Genomic DNA, 15,337 nt, shown 5'->3' with positions numbered 1-15,337 from the left:
CTCCCCTTGAGCGACCGCGGGCGGTGCGTTGCGCGTCACGCCGTCGGGCTTCGGGCCCGACGGGTCAGCCTGGACCGTCGGAGTCGGCAGAGCTTCCGAGGGCCACGCGGAGGTCGTCGAGCGATCGCCGCATGAGCGTGTGCAGGTCGGCGGCCGTGTCGGTGATCCAGTCGCTGTAGGCAGCGGTGAACACCGACGTGGCCGCCTGAGCGGCCAGGACGGCGGAGCCGGCCGGGACGTTGCGCAGGCGCAGTGCGTCGGCGATGGCCGAGGTCAGCGCGGCCGTCTTGATCAGGTCGCGTTCCTGGAGCTCGGTCGAGGAGGCGATGAGCTGCTGGCGCGCCCGCGCGTACTCGCCGTAGCCGGCGAGTTCCTCGCCTGCGGCGGCGAGGGCGTGGACGGCCGCCTCGATCGGTGTGAGGCCACCGTCGGCCTCGGCCAGGTGCGCGACGACGTTCTGCTCCAGGTCTTTCGCGCCCGCGAACAGGACCTCGCGCTTGTCGGCGAAGTGGTTGAAGAAGGTTCGCTTGGTCAGCCCTGCGCGGTCCGCGATCTCGGCGACCGTGACCTCGGCGTACCCCCGCTCGGCGAAGAGTTCCATGGCCGCCTGCTGCAGCCGCCCCTGTGCATCCGGTTCCCAACGTGCCACGCGGGTCATCCTATCCGGCGATTGCACTTGGTGTCATCGCGTGCCAGACTCAAGTCATTGCACTTGGTGCAATGACGGAACTACGGAAATGACGTGGATGCCGACTGGAGGTAGTCCTGTGCCAACGAACGCCGCTGCCTGGATCAAGGCCGCCAACACCCAGCTCGAAGTGGGCCCCGCGCCCTACACCCCGCCCGCCGCCGACCAGATCGTCGTGCGCAACCGCGCCGTCGCGGTCAACCCCCTGGAGTGGATCATTCAGGCCGCCGGCAGCCTCACCTACCGCTGGCTGAGCTATCCCACGGTGCTCGGATCCGACGTAGCCGGAGAGGTGGTGGAGATCGGATCCGAGGTCACCCGGTTCCGCGTGGGCGACCGCGTCCTCGCGCACGCCGTGGGCACCGACAAGGACTGCAACAAGGCGGCCGAGGGCGGCTTCCAGCTCTACACCGCCGTCCTCGAACGCATGGCCGCACCGATACCGGACACCCTCGCCTACGAGGAAGCCGCCGTGCTGCCTCTGGCGGTCTCCACCGCCGCGTGCGGCCTGTTCCAGGACGACCAGCTGGGCCTGCGCCACCCGTCGGCCAGGCCCGAGCCGACCGGGCAGACGCTGCTGGTGTGGGGCGGCTCCACCAGCGTGGGCAGCCAGGCGATACAGCTGGGAGTCGCCGCCGGGTACGAGGTCGTCACCACGGCGTCGCCGCGCAACTTCGACTACGTCCGCTCGCTCGGTGCCGCCGAGGTGTTCGACTACAACAGCCCGGACGTCGTGGCGGACATCGTCGCGGCGTTCGAGGGCCGCACCCTGGCCGGTGCGATCGCCTTCGGCACGACCTCGGCCGCCTCCTGCATCCGGATCGTCGGCGCGTGCCGGGGCAAGAGGTTCGTCTCCCTCGCCACCCCGCCGGTCTCCTTCGCCCACCTCGCCGAGCCCGACCGCGGGCGGCTCGCCCTGGCGAGGGTGGTCGCCAGACTGGTCACCTCCAACGTGGCGCTCCAGCTCGCGGCCCTGCGGCGCGGGGTCCGGACCAAGTACATCTTCGGCACGACGCTGAAGGCGAACGAAGTTGGCACCCTGATCTACCGCGACTTTCTGCCCGCCGCGCTGGCCGAGAGTCGCTACCGCACTGTTCCCGAGCCCACCGTCGCCGGGCATGGATTGAGCGACATCCAGCACGCCTTGGATCTCCAGCGCAAGGGCGTCTCCGCCGCCAAGGTCGTCGTCACACTGCCCTGACGCCCCCACCGCACAGCTCCGGCTCCGGACGGCGGTCCCACCAGCATTCTCCGCGCCCCCGGAGCAACACGCCCACCCCATCCATGAGGGGAATCATGTCCATGAGCGAGAACCCGGCCGCGCTCGGGCCGTACCGCGTCGACGTCGACGTCGAGATGACCATCGAATGGGACGTCCCGATCCGGACCGACGACGGCGTCGTGCTCCGCGCCGACGTCTTCCGGCCCAGTCGACCCGGCGTCTTCCCGACCCTGCTCGCCTACGGGCCCTACGGCAAAGGCCGCCCGTTCCAGGACAGTTGGCCGACCGAGTGGCAGAAACTGGTCGCCGACCACCCGGAGGTCCTGGACGGCTCCAGCGGGAGGTACCAGGTCTTCGAGGTGCCCGACCCCGAGAAGTGGGTGCCCGACGGCTACGTGTGCGTACGCGTCGACTCCCGCGGCGCCGGCCGCTCCCCCGGGGTGCTCGATCCCTTCTCCGAGCGCGAGACCCGCGACCTGTACGAGTGCGTCGAGTGGGCCGCGCGACAGCCGTGGAGCAACGGCCGCGTCGGGCTGAGCGGCATCTCGTACTTCGCGATGAACCAGTGGCGCGTCGCTGCGGACCCACCGCCACACCTGAGCGCGATCTGTGTCTGGGAGGGCGCGGCCGACTGGTACCGCGACGTCACCCACCACGGCGGCATCCTGTCGACCTTCGTCGATTTCTGGTACGGGGCGCTGATCTCCGGTTCGCAGTACGGCCTGGGCGAGAAGGGCGGTCGCAACCCCCACACCGGGCAACTGGTCTGCGGCGACGAGACCCTGACCGAGGAGCAGCTCGCAGAACGCCGCGTGGACCTGCGCGAGGCGGTCCGGCGGCACCCGCTGCTGGACGCCCACCACAGCAACCGCACCGCCGACCTGTCGAAGGTCACCGTGCCCGTGCTGTCCGCCGGCAACTGGGGTGGTCTGGGGCTGCACCTGCGCGGCAACACCCGCGGCTTCGACATGGTCGCCTCCCGCGACAAGTGGCTCGCCATGCACAACGAGCACCACCTCCCGCTGTTCTACGCCCAGTACGGGCTGGACCTGCAAAAGCGCTTCTTCGGCCACTACCTGAAGGGCGAGAACACCGGCTGGACCGGACAGCCGCGCGTCCACCTGCTCACCCGGCAACCCGACGGCGGCACCAGCGAACGTACCGGCACCGACTGGCCCCTGCCCGAAACCGTCTGGACCCCGCTCTACTTCGACGCGAACAACCACAGCCTGTCGCTCAAGCCTGTGCCCAACGCCGGATCCACCAGCTACACGGGCAGGGAAGGCCGGGTCAGCTTCGCCTTCCGGTGCGACGGCGACATCGAGATCGCGGGCCCTGTCGCGGCGAAGCTGTACATCGAGTCCTCCGTCCCCGACGCGGACCTCTTCCTCGTTGTGCGGGCCTTCCGGCCAGACGGCACCGAGATCGTCTTCGAGGGCGCCAACGACCAACACGTCCCCGGCTCCCAAGGCTGGCTGCGCGCCTCCCACCGTGCCCTCGACACCGCCCAGTCACGGCCGTACCTGCCCGTCCACCGGCACGGCCAGGCCGAGCCACTCACCCCGGGAACCGTGTACGAGCTGGACATCGAGATCTGGCCCACCAGCCTGCACCTGACCGCGGGTCACACGCTGACGCTCGACGTCCAGGCCCACGACTACATCCACCCCGGCGCCGTCGCCGAGGTCCGGCCGGACCTCGCTATCCCGTTCACCGGCTCCGGCCCGTTCCTCCACCACGACCCGGACGACCGGCCCGAAGAGACCCACGCGGGCACCCTCACCCTCCACACCGGCGCCCAGCACCCCTCCCACCTCCTGCTGCCCGTACTTCCCGCGTGACGTGTGGCCTCGGACGGCGGGTGGCCGCCGACCGTGCCCCCTGGTCCGGCGTCACGGGCACTTCCCCAAGGTGTCCATGGCCCGGCCTGGCTTCGAGGTACCCCCGGGTCCGGCCTGGGGCTGGCCCCAGCGCCAACTCGGGGGCGTGCACCGTCGTGACCGGGCGCGCGCGGGACGAGGCTGGATGCCATGGGCGCGAGGCCGGTTGAGTCGGCCTCACCTGGCCAGCCAGGCCCGCCGCCAGCCCGTCCCCGGAAGGATCCCCGTGACCGGACCCACCCCCGCCCGGCGCTCGCGCGCCAGGCGGGCATCCCTCGCCCTAGCCGCACTGCTGCTCGCCACATCCGGCCTGAGCGCGTGCAGTGCTGCCGCAGCCAAGGCCGGGCCTGCTCCCGCTACCGCGCCGCGGACCACCGCAGTCGCCGCGCCCGGTGTCGCTTCGCCGACCCTGCACATGGTCACCAACCAGGGCCACAAGCTGGCGTTCTACGTCACTCCCGGCCGACTTCCCGCGATCGTGCTCGACGCGGGCGGCGGACTCGACGCCTCGTACTGGAACAAGATCGTGCCCGTGCTGGCCGAGGACACCGGGTCCGAGATCATCACCTACGACCGCTCCGGGGAAGGCCGCAGCAGCGACGTGCCCGGACCCTGGCAAGCCCAGAACGCGGCCTCCGACCTGGCGGCCGGCCTCAGCCAACTGGGCGTCACCCACGACGTGGTCCTGATCTCCCACTCCCTCGCCGGAGAGGTCGCCACCTACTTCGTCAACGAGCACCCGCACTGGATCGCGGGCGCCGTCCTGGTCGACGCGAGCCTGCCCGAGTTCTACACACCCGCAGAGACCGCCCGGATCGTCGCACAGAACCAGCAGCAGATCGCGGCGCTCAAGCAACAGCCGCAGACCCGCGCGACCCGCCAACTCCTCGCCGAGGCCGACAACTACGGCCCCGTCCACCTCGCCTACCACGCGACGGTCTGGCCCCGGAGCGTGCCCGCCATCGCGATCGTCTCCTCGCAGACCCCGTTCCCCACCGCCCTCGACGCCGGACTGTGGCGGGCGGCCCAGCAGGAGTTCGTCGACGCCGCGCCCAACCGCCGTCTGATCACGGCGGAGCACAGCTCGCACGACATCCCGATCGACCGACCCGACGTCGTCATCGGCGCGGTGCAGCAGATGGTGGACGAAGTCCGCTAGACGGCCTCAGGGAATGAGCACGATCTTGCCGTGGGTGTGGCGCTGTTCGAGCTCGGCGTACGCGTCGCGGACGCGGTCCAGCGGGTAGGTGGCGGCGACCGGGATCTCGATCCGGCCGGTGGCGACGAGGTCGGCCATCTCGGTGAGCACCTCGCGGTTCGACGCCTCCGCGCTGCCCTCGTGCTTGGTGCCGAGCTCGGCGGCCTTGGCGAAGGAGATGATCGTTTCGATGCGGTCCTTGGGGATGCCGAGGTCGACGGCGAGTTGGACGTACTCCGGCCCGAAGAGGTCGATGAACGCGTCGATCCCGTCCGGGGCCGCGGCGGTGAGGTCGGCGGCGAGCCGGTCGCCGTAGGGCACGAGGGTGGCGCCCTGTGCGGCGAGCCAGGCCTCGTTGGCGGGCGAGGCGATGCCCAGCACCCGGACGCCACGCTGAGCGAGGAGCTGGACGACGACGCTGCCAACACCGCCGGCCGCCGCCGAGACCGCGACGGTCTCACCGGGCTTGGGATCGACCGCGTGGACGGCGGACCAGGCGGTGCAGGCGACCACGTAGAGGGCGCCGGCGACGGTCCAGTCCAGCGCGGCGGGCTTGCGGATCAGCTGCTCGGCCGGAACCACCGTGTGCGTGGCATGGCTGGACCGCTCCCAGGAGAAGCCGAGGACCTCGTCCCCGATCGCGAAGTCGGTGACGCCTTCCCCGAGTCCGACGACCACTCCGGCCAGGTCGCTGCCCTGCCCGGAGGGGAAGGTGGCGGGGAAAAGGTCGTGCATGGCGCCCGAGCGGATCGTGATCTCACCGGGGTTGATCCCCGCCGCCCGGACTTCGACCAGCACCTCCCCCGGCTCCGGACGGGGCATCGGGATGTCGGCCACGTACAGCACGTCGCGGTCGCCGTAACGGTCGAAGCGGACGGCCCGTGCATGCGTGGGAACGGTGGACATGGCGTCTCCTTGTCTCGGTGGGGCGTTCGGGGGTGCTGACCGTCAAACCGTGGGCCCTCGTCTCACAGCGCCTTGACCAGGCGCTCGAAGGCAAGGTCGGGCCGCTTCGGCACGCCGAAGCGCTCGTTGCCGTAGGGGAACGGCGACAGTTCACCGGTGCGGCTGAAGCCGCGCCGCTCGTACCAGGCGATCAAGTCGGTGCGCTGCACGATCACCGTCATCTCCAGCTGCGCCGCGCTCCACTCGGCCCGCGCGAAGCGCTCCACCTCCGCGAGCACCGCGCGGCCCACCCCGCCGCCCTGCAACGCTGGACGGACCGAGAACATCCCGAAATAGGCGCCGCCCGGCCGCCGCTCCACGGTGCAGCAGGCGAGCGGCCCGGTGTCGCCGAGCCGCTCTGCCACGAGGACCCGGGTGTCGTGGCGGGCCATCGTCTCCGCCATCGCCTCGGCATCGGTGCGCCGACCGGCCAGCAGGTCGGCTTCCGTGGTCCAGCCCGCCCGGCTCGCCTCACCCCGGTACGCCGAATCCACGAGCTCCACCAGCGCGGGGATGTCGTGCTCGGTGGCCGAACGGAACAGCAGGTCCGTCGTGGCGGTGCTCATGCATTCTCCAAAAGGCAGAGGGTGTCGCGGCGTCGTGACGGCTCCGGGCCGGCTGCGGAGACATCGGCGTGCCCGTCGTCAGAACACCGCCGGGCCGTCCCTCAAGTATGGCCACGCTTTGACGCGCTGCCCGGGCACCCCGACGCCCCGACACCCCGACGTGCGGAGAAGTTCGCGCCCTGACGCCCTACCCGGCCACTCGATCGAGGATTCCCGCCGGGAGGGAGGCGAGCCAACCGGTCAGGAGCTGGTTGATCTCGGCGGGGCGCTCCTGCTGGATCCAGTGGCCGCAGTCGTCGAGCAGGTGACTGGACATCAGTCCGGGCAGGGTGACGGGGTAGGCGTCGATCGCGTCGCTCAGCCAGGTGGTGGAGGCGTCCCTGGCGCCGCCGACGAAGAGGGACGGCTGGGGGATCGGTGCGCCGTCGTACGCGGCCAGGTCCTCCCAGTCCCGGTCCATGTTCCGGTAGCGGTTGAGCGCGCCGGTCAGACCGGTGCGTTCGAACTCCTCCGCGTAGACGTCGAGGTCGCTCTCGCCGAGCCAGGCGGGCAGCGGACCGGACGGGAACCGGTCGCGGAGCGTGCCGCCTCGGGTGACGAAGTGCGGGTCGGGGGTCCCGGGCGCGGGCATGGTGTCGCCCGAGAGGGCGGCGTAGAAGCCCGCGAGCCAGCCGCGCACGTCGGGTTCGATCTCGGCCTCGGCCCGGCCGGGCTCTTGGAAGTAGGAGACGTAGAACTCCTCGTCGCCGCCCATCTGTGCGAAGACCTCGCTGGGACGCGGTCCGCCGCGCGGGGTGTACGGCACGCTCAGCAGGGCCACCGCGCGGAACACGTCCGGCCGCACCAGCGCGCAGTTCGCCGCGATGGTCGCACCCCAGTCGTGACCGACGACCACGGCCGACCGCTCCCCCAGGGCCTCCACGACTGCGGCCTGGTCCGCCACCAGCTCCAGCATGCGGTAGGCGTCCACGCCGTCGGGCCTGGACGAGCGGCCGTAACCTCGCACGTCGACGGCGACCGCACGGTACCCGGCCGCGGCCAGCGCCGGAAGCTGGTGGCGCCAGGAGTACCAGGACTCGGGAAAGCCGTGCACGAGGAGCACCAGCGGTCCCGTGCCCTGTTCGACCAGATGGACGCGGCCCGCCGGCGTGGAGACCAGCCGGTGCGTGAAGTCTGCGGCTTGGAACGACACGGCCTTTGACGACATGGATCCTCCAGGTCTGCTGCTCGACAACCTCGGATCGATCATGCGGCACGTCCCCGCCGATCACGCTCCCCATTTGCCGTTTCGGCAAATCACCGCAGTCGGGTCGTCGCCAGCCACGCCGCAACGCCCGCCGTGAGAAGGAGCGTGATGTTGAGGGCGATGCGGCGGTCCCCCAGCCTCAGGTGCACCGTGGCCGCACCGATCTGCAGGATCACGAAGCCGGCGGCGGCGACCAGCGCAAGCCCGGGAGCGACGCCGGTCAGCGGCGGAAGGATCAGCCCGATTGCGCCGAGCACCTCCACCGTCCCGATCGCCCGGACGGCCCGCATGGGCGTGCTGTCCACCCACGCCATCATCGGCCGCAGCTGCTCACGGCTCCGGACCAGCTTCACCCCGCCCCCGTAGAGGTAGAAGAGGGCGAGCAGGCCCGCGACGATCCAGTAGGCGGCGTTCACGCCTCCCGTCCCCGCCTGCCCGGTGCGGGCGCGCCGGACTCGGAGGCCGGCGTGGCTGCCGGCTCGGTGGCGTAGCGGCGCATCACCCCGATGCTCGCCTCGGGCGTCAGCCGCTGCCCGGCGGCGATCATGTCCTGCAGGTCCCGGAAGTACTGCACGTACAGGTCCGGGGTGAACGTGCTGAGCATGACGGCCGGTTGGTCGGTCAGGTTGGCGAAGGTGTGCGGGGCTCCGGGCGGGACCATCACGAGCGTGCCCGGCGTCGCGTCATAGTCCTTCTCCCCGACCGTGAACCGCACGGTGCCGGAGACGACGTAGAAACCCTCGTCGTGCCGGGCGTGGCGGTGCTGCGGCGGTCCGGGCGTGTGCGGGGCGAGCACGGACTCCGCCAGGCCGAGGCGGTGTCCGGTGTTGCTGCCGTCTTCGAGGATGCGCAGCCGCGTCGTGCCCAGGACGACGGTCTCGCCGTCGCCCGGACCGACCACCGAGACGACGGGGTCTGAGATGCGCGGGTCGGCGGTGTGCGGCTCGGCGGTGTGCGGGTCGGCGGATTTCCGTGCTTCGGTCATGCCTCGATTCCAGCGCCGGAGCACGGCACCCGTCCAAGACCCGTTCCGTGCGCTCGATACCGCACGGGTATCGTCGCAGTCATGGAGCTACGCACGCTGCGCTACTTCGCTGCGGTCGCCGAGGAACTCCACTTCGGCCGGGCGGCCTCCCGGCTGCACATCAGCCAGCCGCCGCTGAGCCGGGCGATCCAGCAACTGGAGACCGAGCTCGGCGCCGTGCTCTTCGACCGTTCGTCGGCCGGCGTCTCGCTCACCGCGGCCGGGGCCGTGCTGCTCGTCGAGGCGCGCGCCCTGCTCGACCAGGCTGACCGGGTCCGTGTACGCGTGGCCGCGGCGGCCGGGACCGTCACCCTCACCGTCGGCGTCCTGGGCGACAGCACCGATCCGGGCACGGCCCGCCTGGCCGACGCCTTCCGCCGCGAGCACCCAGGCTTCGAGATCCGCATCCGCGAGACCGACCTGACCGACCCCACCTGCGGCCTGCACGCCGGGCTCGTCGACGTCGCCCTGACCCGCGCGCCGTTCGACGAGACGGGTCTGACCGTACGTCACCTCCGCACCGACCCAGTGGCGGCGCTGCTGCGCGCCGACGACCCGCTGGCCCACCGCGACGGCCTGACGCTGGCGGACCTGGCCGACCGACGCTGGTTCCGGTTCCCGCAGGGCACCGACCCGGCCTGGCAGGCGTACTGGAACGGCGGGAAGCCCCGCGAGGGCCCTGTGGTGCGCGCGGTCCAGGAATGCCGGCAGGCCGTGCTGTGGAACAGCACGGTCGGGATCACGGTCCTGGACCACCAGCCACCGGGAGGCCTCGTCGTGGTGCCGCTGATCGACATGCCACCGAGCCGCGTGGTCATGGCGTGGAAGGAGCGCGACGCGAATCCGCTGATCCGCTCGTTCGCACGGATCGCGACGGCCGCCTACGGCGCGTGACCGGTCGAGAGACGTGCGGTCTCGGCCGTGAGCCAGTCCAGAAGCGCATCCGGTCAGCGAATCACCGTCATCAGTCGACCGGGCGGATGAGGCGGCCGTCGTGGCGGTACCAACTGACGTGGCCACCGACTTCCACCTGGCAGCGCCACCGCACCGGCCTGCCCGATTCGTTCCACGCCCAGGCCCACACCACGGCCTCCTCCCAGCTCCCGTCCCGCATGGCGACCACGGCGTCCCTGCGGCGGGTGGAGCAGGGGTCGCCGCCGGTCGGTGGCTCGGCGCGCAGGAGGAGGACCGGCCAGTTCGCCGGAACGTCCTGATGCAGCGAGCGAGGCGGAGGCGGATATGAATCGAACATGCGTTCTAGCATAAGCCTGATGGGAGATCGCGCAGCGACAAGCGGTTGTGATGGGTCGAGATGCTTGGCACACAATGGGTGGAACCTGGCCACCAGGGCTGGAAGCATGATCGACTCCGCGAAGGGAGCGATCCGGGCGGGCTGTTGTCTGGCCAGGTCAGGGGCTTGTGGACCGCCCACGATTGGCGCCGGCCTCAACAACAAGTCGCTGCTGGTGCCAACAACAGTGGCCCGTCGGTTCCAACCATGGTGGGCCGTCAGCTGAAGAGGCCAGGTGTGTAGGGTTCTGTAAGACGAGGGACTGGGCAGTCTGTCCGATCGGACCGGTAGTCACGGGGGCGGGGAAAAGATGGACGGCTATGTCAGCACAGGAGCGGGTTGGTTCACGCTCAGCCTGGTCAACGCGGGTCTCGCTCAGGCCAAGAACCGCAGCGGGTTGACCTGGTTCATCGTGTCCCTGTTCCTCGGACCGCTGGCGACCTTCTTCATCGTGGCGTGGCGGGCCGTGGAGCGCGACGAAGGCCGCTGATCATGAGTCCCGGAGCGGTTCGGTTCTCCGCCTGATCTCTCCCGCTGTGGCCGTTCCGCTCCTGCGGTCGTCGCGCTAGTGGGAAGTCCTGCGTCGCGAGACGTAGAGCCAGGCGATCAGGAAGCCCGCTAGTGCGGTGAGCGCGGCGGCGCCTTCGGCGATGACGGAGGCGGTCTTCTCGGGGTACCAGAACGGCTCGTACATGTTGGGCAGCGGGCCGATCGCGCCGACGTTGACGTAGCGGTAGAGCAGGACGGCGCCGACGCCGGCGAGGGCGACCGCGAAGGCGAACAGCCAGGCAGTCAGGTGGCGCCGGAAGACCAGCAGCAGGAGCGCGGCGAGCGACGCCGCCGCGGCTTCGGCCCGGAAGAGGTCGCCCTGGCTGACCGTGGCCTTGATCGGATCGTACGTCGGGGCGAGGTCGGCGTGGACGTAGGCGTCGATGGCCAGTCCGGCGACGGTGAGCAGGCGCAGCAGCCACAGCGCGGCTCCGAGGGGCCACAGCTGTCGGACGGCGCGAGGGTGGGTGTGCGCGGCGGTTGCGGCAGTCATCGGTTGCTGCCTCCTTCTGCGTGGAGCTTGGCCGTTCCTGGAGTGATGCCATGGGGCCGACTGCGGGGAGCGGAAGGTGACGGGCGGTCATCTGCCTCCCCGGGGCCGTGAGGTGTCCGCACACCCCACGGCCCTCAGCACGGTGCGTACCCGGGCCCCTACCCGCGCTCCGTGCCGCCCGACTGTCCGCGACGCCGGACCTCAGTAGCCGTAGCCGCCGCCCGAGCCGCCGCTGGAATGGCTGGGCGAACCGCTGGGCGAGGAGCTCGGCGACGGGGCTGCGGGGGCGCTCGTGATCGCGTTGCCGTTCACGCCGACCACGTACCAGGTGCCGCCGAAGTTCGTGATGCCCTCACCGTGCAGGTCACCGGCCGCGGTGTCCGCCGCGAAGGTGTAGAGGGGGTGGCCGTTGTAGGTGACCTGCATCGTGTTGTCGGTGCGGGTGGTGGTGCCGACCAGCGAGGTGGTGACGCCGCTGTTGGTAGGCATGCCGGTGGTGTGGTCCGGCGGCCAGAAGGAGGCGCAGTTGCCGTAGCAGGTGGACTTCGGGCCGGAGTCCGCGGTCAGCAGGTACAGGGTGTGACCGGAGCTGTCGACCAGGATCTGTCCGTACTTCGAGTTCGCGGTGTGCAGCGCCGCGGTCGATGCCGAGGCCGACGCTCCGCCGGAACTGGGCGGGGGTGAGGCCGTGGTATTGCCGCTGGAACTGCACCCGACGGCCAGGGCCGCGACGGCCACGGCCATTGCCGGGATGACGTAGAGACGGTTCATGACGGTCTTCTTCCGGAGGGACCACCGCGACGCCCGCTGCGAAGCGGTCAATCCGCCCGAAGGCGGGTCCTGTTGGGGATACGCGCGCGGACGGGGGTGGGTTCACGGTTCGTCCCCACGACTTCAGCCCCACGGCCCGGCCGTTGGGTGGATGCCTGGGTCAGCTGGTGTCGGGCGGTGGCAGGCCGAGGGTGGTGCGGATCGCCGAGACTGCTCGCTCCACGGGGGCGTTGGCGGCGGTCAGCGAGGGCCGCAGACTGTCGAGTTGTCGCAGGGTGGTGCTGTCCGCTGCACGCAGCGTGAGGGACGCGCGTGCCTCGTTAGCGCGGATCAGGGTGTGGGCCCGGGCGGCGGCCTGCGCGGGCAGGGCGAGCTGGGCGAGGTGCTGATCGAAGACGTGCTCGGTCGCGGCAATGTCGCGCAGGTCTGCCGCGCTCGCCGCGAGCTGGTTGCGGTCGGGGCCGCTGAAGCGGTCGAAGTCCTTGTCGAGGCGGGCATTGCCGGTCCTGGCGATTGCCAGGTACGCGGCTGCAGGGGTATGGGTGGCGGAAGCGGCGGGGACCGCGCCGGGTGAAGCTGCCGCGCATCCGCCCGCGGCGACCATCACCCCGGCAACCGCTCCCACCACCACGAAGGTCTTCATGATCGCTCCCTGGTGGGACGGATCGGTGCGCACCAGTCATGCGGGGCCGAGTCATGGCTCCGCCTGCAGGGCGGGTCTCCTTCTCCTACGCCCCCGCGAGCGGCTCGGTTCACGAGAGCTGGTTGACCAGCCCGGAGAACACCCGCGGCAGGCGAACCGCGGTGGGCACGATGTGAGCCGCGAGCGCCGGTCGGTGGCGGGCCCAGAGCAGGGCCTGGGTGAGCAGGCGGTGGCGGCGGGTGGCCCGGCGCCAGGCGCGCTCGTAGGCGTCGGGGCGGTCCTGCCGGACGCAGTGGACCAGGGCGGCTGCCTGGGTGAGGGCGAGGGAGAGCCCTTCGCCGGTGAGCGCGTCGACGTATCCGGCGGCGTCGCCCACCAGCAACACCCGACCGGCCACGCGTGCGCTCACACGCTGCCGCATGGGCCCGGCTCCCCGCACCGGCCCTGCCGCGTCGGCGGGGAGACGTTCGCGGAGGGCCGGGAAGCGGGTGAGGTGGTTGTGGAAGGACCCGCGCTCGCCCGTCAGGACGGCGACGCCGACCAGTTGCGCGGAGAGCGGCGTCACGTAGGCCTCGGCGCGCGCGGACCAGTGGACCTCGACGCAGTCGGACCAGGGCGGAGTGGTGAAGTGGCAGCGCAGTCCGTGGCGAGGGGGCCCGGGATCGGCGCGGCCCAGGCCGAGTTGACGGCGGATCGGTGAGTGCAGGCCGTCCGCCGCAGCGAGGTAGCGCGCCTGGAGGCCCGCCGCGTACACGTGGTGCCCGTCCTGGCGCACCTGGTCGACCCGCTCCGGGAGGACGGGGACGCCGAGTTGCCGTGCCCGGTGCGCGAGCGCCGCGTGCAGGACCGTGCGCCGCACACCGAGACCGGGCGTTCCCCGAAAGCGGGCCTCGGCCTGCTGGCGTTGGTCGAGGTAGCGGATGCCGAGCAGGGGATGGCCGGTGACCTGCACGCCGAGCGCGGCGAGGGCTTGGGCGCCGTGGGGCATCAGGCCCTCGCCGCAGGCCTTGTCGATCGGGGTGGCCCGGGGCTCGACGACGGCGACGTCGAGTCCGGCCTGCGCCGCGTGGATCGCGGTCGCCAGCCCGGCCGGTCCACCGCCGACGACCAGGAGGTCGATCACGCGGGCGCCCCGACCGAGGACGGGGCGGCGGCCGTGGCCGTGGCGAGGGCGGCCTTCTCGCACCGCAGCCGGGTGGCGAGCAGCCAGGCGTTGAGCGCGGTGAAGACGGTGGCGGTGATCCAGTTGCCGTGGACCAGTGGCAGCGCGACGCCTTCGAGGACGACGGCGAGGTAGTTGGGGTGGTGCAGCCACCGGTACGGGCCGGTGCGGACCAGAGGCAGGCCCAGGACCACGATGACGCGGGTGTTCCAGCGCGGACCGAGGGTGCGGATGCACCACCAGCGCAGCGCCTGTGCCAGCAGCGCGGCGGCGAGCGCGGGCCAACCGAGCGCGGGGGTGAAGGGTCGGTGCAGCAGCGCGGTCTCCGCGAGGCAACCGACGAGCAGGCCGGTGTGCAGGGCCACCATCGCCGGGTAGTGACCCGCGCCGAACTCGACGCCGCCGCGGGCGCGGCTCCAGGCGGAGTGGCGTCGTGCGGTGACCAGTTCGGCCAGGCGCTCCAGGGCGACCAGCAGGATCAGCAGGCTGTAGGGGGTCATCGGCGGCTACCAGCGCAGGAGGACGAGTTCGATGCAGAAACCGGGGCCCATCGCCAGCAACAGCCCCGGTGTGCCGGGTGGCGGCGGGCCGTCGGCGAGGACGTCGCGGAGGATGTGCAGCACCGAGGCGGACGAGAGGTTGCCCACCCGTGCGAGGGAGCGCCAGGAGGTCTCCAGGGCGCGTGCGGGCAACCCGAGGGAGTCGCGGACCGCGTCCAGGACCTTCGGGCCGCCCGGGTGGCAGACCCAGGCGGCGACGTCCCGCGTCTTCAGCTCGTGATCGGCGAGGAAGCCCTCGACAGTGGGGCCGAGGTGACGCTGCACCAGGTCGGGCAGGTCGGCGCCGAGCATGATGTGGAAGCCCGTGTCACGGACGGTCCACCCCAGCAGGTCCTCGGTCCCGGGGAGCAGGTGGCTGCGCGTGGCCACGATCTCGGGGCCGCGCACGACGGCTGCGCTCGCCGCACGGGCTTTCGCGTGCTGCGCTCCGGTGGCGACGACCGCCGCCGCGCCGTCGCCGAACAGGGCGCCCGCGACGAGGTTCTGCAGGGAGGCGTCGGCTCGTTGCAGGGTGAGGGAGCACAGCTCCACCGACAGCAGCAGCGCGGTGTGGTCGGGGTGGCCGACGAGGTAGTCGTGCACGCGAGCCAGGCCCGCCGCGCCGCCCGCGCAGCCCAGACCGAAGAGCGGGACGCGTCTCACGTCGGGGCGAAGTCCGAGCCCCGCGGCGAGGCGGGCCTCCAGGGAGGGGGCGGCGATGCCCGTGACGGAGCTGGAGACCACGAGATCGACCTCGTCCGCGCCGATTCCGGCCTGGTCGAGCGCGCCCTTGACGGCCTGGTGGCCGAGGTCGAGCGCACCGCGCAGATAGGCGTCGTTGCGCGCGCCGAAGCCGTCCAGGCCGGCCACGTCCTCCAGCGGCATGATCAGGTGACGCGTGCTCACACCCGAGGAGGCGTGCACCCGTTCCAGCAGATCCCGGTCGTCGCGCGGGAAGCGGCAGGTTCGCGCCACCGCGTGGGTGATCTCCTGCTGGGTGTACCGGCGCGGCGGCAACACCCCATGAACCGCCATGATCCGGGTCATTCGGTCATCGTAGGGGTCGGCCGTCCCCGATCCCGGGAGGCTGCGGCGGCCCGCGTGGCTGACGGGTGATCAG

Annotated in this window: 18 protein-coding genes; 5 read left to right on the top strand and 13 right to left on the bottom strand. The window is 71.6% G+C overall.

Features of this window, described 5'->3' with window-relative positions; all coding sequences use genetic code 11:
- Window positions 1–64: 64 nt before the first annotated feature.
- The gene (locus tag I2501_RS32375; protein WP_196197891.1) at window positions 65–649 is read right to left on the bottom strand and encodes a TetR/AcrR family transcriptional regulator; all 585 of its coding nucleotides are present in this window, start codon (window positions 647–649) and stop codon (window positions 65–67) included.
- Window positions 650–767: 118 nt separating this feature from the next.
- On the opposite strand from I2501_RS32375, the gene I2501_RS32370 reads away from it, so the two are divergent.
- The 3 genes from I2501_RS32370 (at window position 768) to I2501_RS32360 (ending at window position 4,949) form a co-directional block, all read left to right on the top strand.
- Window positions 768–1,889 carry a zinc-binding alcohol dehydrogenase family protein gene (locus I2501_RS32370; protein WP_196197890.1) on the top strand — a complete coding sequence of 374 codons (1,122 nt, stop codon included), beginning with the start codon at window positions 768–770 and terminating at the stop codon, window positions 1,887–1,889.
- Between the two features lie 101 nt (window positions 1,890–1,990).
- Window positions 1,991–3,751 carry a CocE/NonD family hydrolase gene (locus tag I2501_RS32365; RefSeq protein ID WP_215910194.1) on the top strand — a complete coding sequence of 587 codons (1,761 nt, stop codon included), beginning with the start codon at window positions 1,991–1,993 and terminating at the stop codon, window positions 3,749–3,751.
- A gap of 265 nt (window positions 3,752–4,016) precedes the next feature.
- Window positions 4,017–4,949, top strand: coding sequence for an alpha/beta fold hydrolase (locus I2501_RS32360; protein ID WP_215910193.1), 933 nt, complete (start codon window positions 4,017–4,019; stop codon window positions 4,947–4,949).
- Between the two features lie 6 nt (window positions 4,950–4,955).
- Here the strand turns inward: I2501_RS32360 and I2501_RS32355 are convergent, their stop codons facing one another.
- From I2501_RS32355 to I2501_RS32335, 5 genes are all read right to left on the bottom strand, one after another.
- The gene (locus tag I2501_RS32355; RefSeq protein ID WP_196197888.1) at window positions 4,956–5,894 is read right to left on the bottom strand and encodes an NADP-dependent oxidoreductase; all 939 of its coding nucleotides are present in this window, start codon (window positions 5,892–5,894) and stop codon (window positions 4,956–4,958) included.
- A 62-nt stretch (window positions 5,895–5,956) separates the two neighbouring features.
- Window positions 5,957–6,499 (bottom strand): GNAT family N-acetyltransferase, encoded by a 543-nt coding sequence (locus tag I2501_RS32350; protein ID WP_196197887.1) that lies wholly within the window; start codon window positions 6,497–6,499, stop codon window positions 5,957–5,959.
- A 187-nt stretch (window positions 6,500–6,686) separates the two neighbouring features.
- Complete coding sequence (locus I2501_RS32345) at window positions 6,687–7,706, bottom strand: alpha/beta fold hydrolase (RefSeq protein WP_196197886.1); 1,020 nt, start codon at window positions 7,704–7,706, stop codon at window positions 6,687–6,689.
- Window positions 7,707–7,795: 89 nt separating this feature from the next.
- A complete protein-coding gene (locus I2501_RS32340; protein ID WP_196197885.1) occupies window positions 7,796–8,161 on the bottom strand; it encodes a DoxX family protein in 366 nt (121 codons plus the stop codon).
- Window positions 8,158–8,730 (bottom strand): cupin domain-containing protein, encoded by a 573-nt coding sequence (locus I2501_RS32335; protein WP_196197884.1) that lies wholly within the window; start codon window positions 8,728–8,730, stop codon window positions 8,158–8,160. The genes I2501_RS32340 and I2501_RS32335 overlap by 4 nt, the downstream gene beginning before the upstream one ends.
- 81 nt (window positions 8,731–8,811) lie before the next feature.
- Here I2501_RS32335 and I2501_RS32330 point away from each other — a divergent pair, with 81 nt between their 5' ends.
- Window positions 8,812–9,663 (top strand): LysR family transcriptional regulator, encoded by an 852-nt coding sequence (locus tag I2501_RS32330; protein WP_196197883.1) that lies wholly within the window; start codon window positions 8,812–8,814, stop codon window positions 9,661–9,663.
- A 70-nt stretch (window positions 9,664–9,733) separates the two neighbouring features.
- Here I2501_RS32330 and I2501_RS32325 read toward each other — a convergent pair whose 3' ends face one another.
- Window positions 9,734–10,021, bottom strand: coding sequence for a hypothetical protein (locus I2501_RS32325; protein WP_196197882.1), 288 nt, complete (start codon window positions 10,019–10,021; stop codon window positions 9,734–9,736).
- 349 nt (window positions 10,022–10,370) lie between these two features.
- Between I2501_RS32325 and I2501_RS32320 the strand changes: the two genes are divergently transcribed.
- On the top strand, window positions 10,371–10,550 hold the full coding sequence (locus I2501_RS32320; protein ID WP_196197881.1) for a hypothetical protein: 180 nt from the start codon (window positions 10,371–10,373) through the stop codon (window positions 10,548–10,550).
- 75 nt (window positions 10,551–10,625) lie between these two features.
- Here the strand turns inward: I2501_RS32320 and I2501_RS32315 are convergent, their stop codons facing one another.
- The 6 genes from I2501_RS32315 to I2501_RS32290 all read right to left on the bottom strand — a co-directional run bounded on the left by I2501_RS32315 (window position 10,626) and on the right by I2501_RS32290 (window position 15,264).
- Window positions 10,626–11,102 (bottom strand): hypothetical protein, encoded by a 477-nt coding sequence (locus I2501_RS32315; RefSeq protein ID WP_215910192.1) that lies wholly within the window; start codon window positions 11,100–11,102, stop codon window positions 10,626–10,628.
- 201 nt (window positions 11,103–11,303) lie between these two features.
- Entirely contained in the window at window positions 11,304–11,873 is a 570-nt protein-coding gene (locus tag I2501_RS32310) for a COG4315 family predicted lipoprotein (RefSeq protein ID WP_196197880.1), read from the bottom strand.
- A 160-nt stretch (window positions 11,874–12,033) separates the two neighbouring features.
- Window positions 12,034–12,516: a hypothetical protein gene (locus I2501_RS32305; RefSeq protein ID WP_196197879.1), complete on the bottom strand. Its 483-nt coding sequence runs from the start codon at window positions 12,514–12,516 to the stop codon at window positions 12,034–12,036.
- Window positions 12,517–12,625: 109 nt separating this feature from the next.
- A complete protein-coding gene (locus I2501_RS32300; RefSeq protein ID WP_196197878.1) occupies window positions 12,626–13,639 on the bottom strand; it encodes an NAD(P)/FAD-dependent oxidoreductase in 1,014 nt (337 codons plus the stop codon).
- Window positions 13,636–14,178 (bottom strand): isoprenylcysteine carboxyl methyltransferase family protein, encoded by a 543-nt coding sequence (locus I2501_RS32295; RefSeq protein WP_196197877.1) that lies wholly within the window; start codon window positions 14,176–14,178, stop codon window positions 13,636–13,638. Before I2501_RS32295 ends, I2501_RS32300 begins: the two co-directional genes overlap by 4 nt.
- A gap of 6 nt (window positions 14,179–14,184) precedes the next feature.
- Window positions 14,185–15,264, bottom strand: coding sequence for a type III polyketide synthase (locus I2501_RS32290; RefSeq protein WP_196197876.1), 1,080 nt, complete (start codon window positions 15,262–15,264; stop codon window positions 14,185–14,187).
- Window positions 15,265–15,337 lie beyond the last annotated feature (73 nt).

Origin of the sequence: Streptacidiphilus fuscans, from assembly GCF_015690355.1 — a bacterium.
Taxonomy (GTDB): Bacteria; Actinomycetota; Actinomycetes; order Streptomycetales; family Streptomycetaceae; genus Streptacidiphilus; species Streptacidiphilus fuscans.
The sequence above is the reverse complement of the archived record's forward strand: the minus strand, read 5'-3'. Positions and strand labels throughout refer to the sequence as shown.

Coding starts and splice junctions, on each gene's coding strand:
- I2501_RS32325 (WP_196197882.1), bottom strand. CDS start 10,021: ATGTTCGATTCATATCCGCCTCCGCCTCGCTCGCTGCATCAGGACGTT.
- I2501_RS32345 (WP_196197886.1), bottom strand. CDS start 7,706: ATGTCGTCAAAGGCCGTGTCGTTCCAAGCCGCAGACTTCACGCACCGG.
- I2501_RS32315 (WP_215910192.1), bottom strand. CDS start 11,102: ATGACTGCCGCAACCGCCGCGCACACCCACCCTCGCGCCGTCCGACAG.
- I2501_RS32295 (WP_196197877.1), bottom strand. CDS start 14,178: ATGACCCCCTACAGCCTGCTGATCCTGCTGGTCGCCCTGGAGCGCCTG.
- I2501_RS32290 (WP_196197876.1), bottom strand. CDS start 15,264: ATGACCCGGATCATGGCGGTTCATGGGGTGTTGCCGCCGCGCCGGTAC.
- I2501_RS32365 (WP_215910194.1), top strand. CDS start 1,991: ATGAGCGAGAACCCGGCCGCGCTCGGGCCGTACCGCGTCGACGTCGAC.
- I2501_RS32330 (WP_196197883.1), top strand. CDS start 8,812: ATGGAGCTACGCACGCTGCGCTACTTCGCTGCGGTCGCCGAGGAACTC.
- I2501_RS32335 (WP_196197884.1), bottom strand. CDS start 8,730: ATGACCGAAGCACGGAAATCCGCCGACCCGCACACCGCCGAGCCGCAC.
- I2501_RS32355 (WP_196197888.1), bottom strand. CDS start 5,894: ATGTCCACCGTTCCCACGCATGCACGGGCCGTCCGCTTCGACCGTTAC.
- I2501_RS32305 (WP_196197879.1), bottom strand. CDS start 12,516: ATGAAGACCTTCGTGGTGGTGGGAGCGGTTGCCGGGGTGATGGTCGCC.
- I2501_RS32310 (WP_196197880.1), bottom strand. CDS start 11,873: ATGAACCGTCTCTACGTCATCCCGGCAATGGCCGTGGCCGTCGCGGCC.
- I2501_RS32350 (WP_196197887.1), bottom strand. CDS start 6,499: ATGAGCACCGCCACGACGGACCTGCTGTTCCGTTCGGCCACCGAGCAC.
- I2501_RS32320 (WP_196197881.1), top strand. CDS start 10,371: ATGGACGGCTATGTCAGCACAGGAGCGGGTTGGTTCACGCTCAGCCTG.